Origin of the sequence: Mediterraneibacter massiliensis (assembly GCF_001487105.1) — a bacterium.
In the GTDB taxonomy this organism is placed as follows: domain Bacteria; phylum Bacillota; class Clostridia; order Lachnospirales; family Lachnospiraceae; genus Mediterraneibacter; species Mediterraneibacter massiliensis.
Genome location: NZ_LN912998.1, coordinates 1 through 5,140, shown reverse-complemented (window position 1 = coordinate 5,140; position 5,140 = coordinate 1). Strand labels below are relative to the sequence as shown.

Sequence of the window (5,140 nt, the reverse complement as noted above, 5' to 3'; positions counted from 1 at the left end):
GGGAAGGCTACAAAGGGTAGACTTCCCATGGCGTAAAAAGAGAAAGCCAGCGCCTTGAGGCGCGGCCAAGTAGGGCGGGCTTAGAGCCCGCGTCCCGAGCCACCCGTTTTACGGGTGGGGGCGACTGGAATGAGTTAGAAAGCCAGAAGAAAAGTCAGAGTGAAAGGTACGGTATAATATGGCAAAAGGAAACAAAAGCGTATTTTTCTGTCAGAATTGTGGACATGAGGAAGCAAAGTGGCTGGGACAGTGTCCTTCGTGCGGAGAATGGAATACTTTCGTAGAGGAAAAGGTAAGCGCCGGGATCAGCCGAGGAAGTACTGCGGCAGCAAGGGCGGTCAGAGAGACAGTTCCGGTTTCTCTGTCTAAGGTAAGTGCGTCGGATGATGTACGTATTGAGACAACGATTAAGGAACTGGACAGAGTCTTGGGCGGCGGGATCGTTCCGGGATCTCTTGTCTTGGTGGGAGGAGATCCCGGGATTGGAAAATCTACACTCTTACTGCAGGTTTGTCAAAAACTGGCTGAAATGAAGAAGATTCTTTATATTTCCGGGGAGGAGTCACAGACGCAGATAAAATTGCGGGCAAATCGCATGGGAGAATTTGCAGAAAATCTGTTGCTTTTATGTGAGACAAACCTGGGGATCATCCGGGCGGTCATTGAGAAAGAAAGACCGGAGCTGGTGATCATTGACTCTATCCAGACAATGTATAGTGAAGAAGTTACTTCCGCTCCGGGAAGCGTATCCCAGGTCAGAGAATCTACCAATGTATTTATGCAACTTGCGAAAGGACTTTGTATCCCTGTTTTTATTGTCGGACATGTGACGAAAGAAGGAACAGTTGCAGGACCTAGGGTTTTGGAGCACATGGTAGATACTGTGCTGTATTTTGAAGGAGATCGGCATGCGTCCTACCGTATTTTGCGCGCTGTAAAAAACAGATTTGGTTCTACTAACGAAATCGGTGTGTTTGAAATGCGCCAGAATGGACTCAATGAGGTGGAAAATCCATCGGAATACATGTTGAGCGGGAAACCGGAGAATGCGTCCGGTTCTGTCGTGGCATGCTCTATGGAAGGAACCAGGCCGATCTTGATAGAAATACAGGCATTAGTATGCAAAAGTAATTTTGGTATGCCAAGACGTACGGCGGCGGGATGTGATTATAACAGGGTCAACCTTTTGATGGCAGTGTTGGAAAAGAGGATCGGACTTCCGCTTTCTAGTTATGATGCGTATGTCAATATAGCAGGGGGGATCAGGATGAATGAGCCGGCGATCGATCTGGGGATCGTGATGGCTCTGGTATCCAGCTACAAAAACCGCCCGATAGATGAAAGAGTGATCGTATTCGGTGAAGTAGGACTAAGCGGAGAAGTACGTGCGGTGAATATGCCGGAGCAGCGAGTGGCTGAGGCAAAGAAGCTGGGATTTGAAACTTGTGTCCTGCCTGGTGTTTCAGAAAAAATGGTAAAGGGGACACGAGGGATCAAAATCGTAGGCGTGAAGACGATCAGCGATGCCATGGATTTTATATAAGTATTTACTAGAAAAATAAGCTTGGCGACAGTATAAAGCAGAGAGGCTGTTTATGGATCAAGGAGATGAGAAATTCGGATCCAGAGCAGCCTTTCTGTTTTAATGCGTATAATGCTCCAATAAAATATCCAGCATCTTAGCTGTGCGATCCTCCAGAGAATAGGAGCCTTCATGCAATCCCCAGTCGTAGATGATCCCACGGGTCAGGCAGAGGATCTCTTCGGTTATCTCTGCCGCAGATCCATTTAATACAGCAGAGTCGATTCCTGATTGAATGGATTCCTGAATCTTCTTATAGAAGAAACGGGAAGGATTCAGTATATATTTCTCAGAGCAGGAAAGTTGGTTCTTAAAATACTGCATAGCCGCAAAAGGTCCCATCTTACTCATTGAATTAGTCTGGATCGAAACGAGAAAACGGATCCTGTCAATGGAATCATCCGGATGAAAATGATCCCATTCTTCTTCTGCCTGTGCATCAAATAGATGATACCCTTCTTCTAATATATCGTCTTTGCTTTTAAAATGATGATAAAAAGCTCCGACAGACACTTCGGCAGTTGAACAGATTTCCTGTACAGTAATTGTTTCATAAGCTTTTTTGGAAAAGAGGGAAAGCGCACATGTGAAAATTTTTTGCTTTGTGGCCAGCGCCTGCTTTTGTCTGTTTGTTTGAGGTTTCATAAAATATTCCCGACTTTCTTAAATTTATAAAGATAGAATATCACAGATGAGAAACACCTGACAAGATAAGTTAGTGTGATTTGCATTTAGAAGAAATTAAAAGAGGATATTTGTACATATTTAACAAAATAATATTCGCCGAATTGTATTCTGTTACTATAGTAATCTTTTATAGACTGTGCTATGATTACTATTAAGTAAGATTCAGAAATTTGCGCTTCTATATTGGAATATACAGATAATAAAGAGGCGATTTCTGAATCAAGGAAAATAGCAAGAAGCAGTTTTTGAAAAGGAGGATGTACAGATGGCAACGAAATATGAACATTTATTTTCACCGGTGAAGGTCGGAGGCATAGAAATCCCGAATCGTATTGCGATGATGCCCATGGGAGTCTTTTCACCGCGGCTGATGAATCCGAAGACCGGAGCTTATACCAAAGACGGAGCGGATTATTATATTGAACGTGCGAAAGGCGGAACAGGCCTGATCATTACGGGACTTGCTCCGATCATCCCTATGCCGTTTATGAATCCGGTGAATCACCCGGAAGAATATATTGAGCAGATGAAATATCTGACAGAAGGAATTCACAAATATGGTTCTAAAATCTTTATTCAGCTGACCGCTATGACAGGAAGAGCGGCACATCTGGAAAATGAGATTTCATGGAAGATGCTTCCGGCGCCGGCTCCGATTCAGAATGTGTGGGATCCTACGATTAAAAATCGTGGTATTACGAAAGACGAGATTCATCTCTATGTCAAGAATTTTGCGCAGGCAGCCTATGAGGTGCAGCAGGCAGGCGGAGACGGTGTGGAGATTCATGCCGTACATGAAGGATATCTGCTCGATCAGTTCGCGATTGGATTCTATAATAAGAGAGACGATGAGTATGGCGGAAGTCTGGAGAATCGTTTGCGTTTTCCGAAGGAGATCGTGGAAGCGATCAAAGAAAAATGTGGTAAAGATTTTCCGGTCTCCTTACGCTTCAGTGTGCGCAGTTATGTAAAGGACTTTAACCGCGGTGCTCTTCCGGGAGAAGAATATGAAGAAAAAGGAAGAAATCTGGAAGAAGCAATAGAGGCTGTTAAATTACTGGAGTCTTATGGCTATGATATGCTCAATTGTGATAACGGCAGTTATGATTCTTGGTTCTGGGCGCATCCACCGGTATACATGCCGAAAGCATGCAATCTGGCAGATGTAGAAAAGGTAAAAGAGGCTGTATCTATTCCAGTTGTCTGTGCCGGACGTTTTGATAATCCGGAACTGGCAGATAAAGAGATCGCCGAAGGCAAAATCGATATTATGGGTATGGGACGTCCGCTGCTTGCAGATCCTGAACTTGGCAAGAAATTCTATGAAGGAAGGCTGGATGATATACGTCCGTGTATTTCATGCCATCAGGGCTGCCTGGGTCGGATTTTCCAGGACAAAGATATCAGCTGCGCAGTAAATCCGGCATGTGGACGTGAGAAATCCTATAAGCTGCAGCCGGCGGAGCAAAAGAAGAAAGTGCTTGTGATCGGCGGCGGACTTGGCGGTATGGAAGCGGCACGTGTCTGTGCGATACGTGGACATGAAGTGGATCTGTATGAAAAGAATAGTGAACTGGGCGGCGTATTTATTGCTGCTGCAGCTCCGGAATTTAAGGAAGATGATAAGAATCTGTTGAAATGGTACAGAAAACAGATGTGTGACCTGGGAGTAAATGTGCATCTGAATACAGAAGTGACGGAAGAGATGACTTCTGGATATGATGAAATCTTTGTTGCAACAGGCGCAAAAGAACGTAAGCTTGCTATTCCGGGATTTGATGCAGAAAATGTGACCTATGCGGTAGATACATTGCAGCAGGTAAAGATAGACGGAGAGAATGTTCTGGTCGTAGGAGGAGGTCTGACGGGATGTGAGATCGCCTATATGCTTGGAAAGGAAGGCAAAAAAGTTACGATAGTAGAAATGACAGAAACCATATTAAATGCATTTGGTCTGTCTGCGGCAAATTACAATATGCTGATGGAGCTTCTGGATTATTATAAAGTAAAAGTCATCAAAAATGCTGTGGTTGAAAGTTATAAAGCTGGTATCGCAACTGTAGTTGAAACTGAGAAGAACTACCCCAATACTGCAAACCGTGCAAAGAGAATGTTTGCACTGGGTGTGCAAGGCATGAAAGTAAAACATGAGATCCCGGCAGATCATATTGTGGTATCGGTCGGCTATATACCGGAAAATACATTATATGAAAAAATCAAAGGCGATCATGTATATCTGATAGGAGACGCAGAACAGCCAACGAATGTTATGGATGCAGTCTGGTCGGCTTACGAGACAGCGATGAAACTGTAGAAAGGTACAGTGCGTTACTAGGCACATATAATGTGGTCAAAGGAGCTGGCAACGGTGGAAGAATATTCTGCTAGAGTGAACAGCTCCTTTTTTGTGCAGAAATATTAGAGAAAAAACAATCTAAAAAACGGGTGGATCCGGGAAAAAGATATTTATATACACGGTTATTTTATCGTCTGAATTGTCTGAATTGTGCGAAATATATAAAAAAGATAAAAAACGTTGACAATTATCGGGTGAGATGGTAAGATAACATTCGTCGCTGAAAACGACAGGCACATAACTGCAAGCAGAGGAAAAAGGAAGCCGCAAGGGATTGGAGAGCGACCAGGATTCAGAAGCGAAAATAATGTTGAAATAACTCGAAAAAAGTTGTTGACAAAGAAAAAGTTGTGTGATAATCTATACAAGCTGTCGCTTGAAGAGATGACAAAGAAAAATAAAAAAGTTCTTGACAACAGGCAATGAGTTTGGTAAGATAAAGAAGTTGTCGCTCAAGAGCGAAACAAAGCACCTTGATAACTGAACAATAGACAACGATCCTTGAAAATTCTTAA

The 5,140-nt window shown here is 43.4% G+C and carries 3 protein-coding genes; 2 read left to right on the top strand and 1 reads right to left on the bottom strand.

Annotated features, from left to right (window positions below; translation table 11 throughout):
• Nucleotides 1-178: 178 nt before the first annotated feature.
• Nucleotides 179-1,543, top strand: a complete 1,365-nt coding sequence (gene radA, locus BN3282_RS00025) for a DNA repair protein RadA (protein WP_059066119.1) — start codon at nt 179-181, stop codon at nt 1,541-1,543.
• 99 nt (nt 1,544-1,642) lie between these two features.
• On the opposite strand, the gene BN3282_RS00020 is transcribed toward radA, so the two are convergent.
• Nucleotides 1,643-2,227 carry a TetR/AcrR family transcriptional regulator gene (locus BN3282_RS00020; protein WP_059066118.1) on the bottom strand — a complete coding sequence of 195 codons (585 nt, stop codon included), beginning with the start codon at nt 2,225-2,227 and terminating at the stop codon, nt 1,643-1,645.
• Between the two features lie 307 nt (nt 2,228-2,534).
• On the opposite strand from BN3282_RS00020, the gene BN3282_RS00015 reads away from it, so the two are divergent.
• A complete protein-coding gene (locus tag BN3282_RS00015) occupies nt 2,535-4,583 on the top strand; it encodes an FAD-dependent oxidoreductase (RefSeq protein WP_059066117.1) in 2,049 nt (682 codons plus the stop codon).
• Nucleotides 4,584-5,140 lie beyond the last annotated feature (557 nt).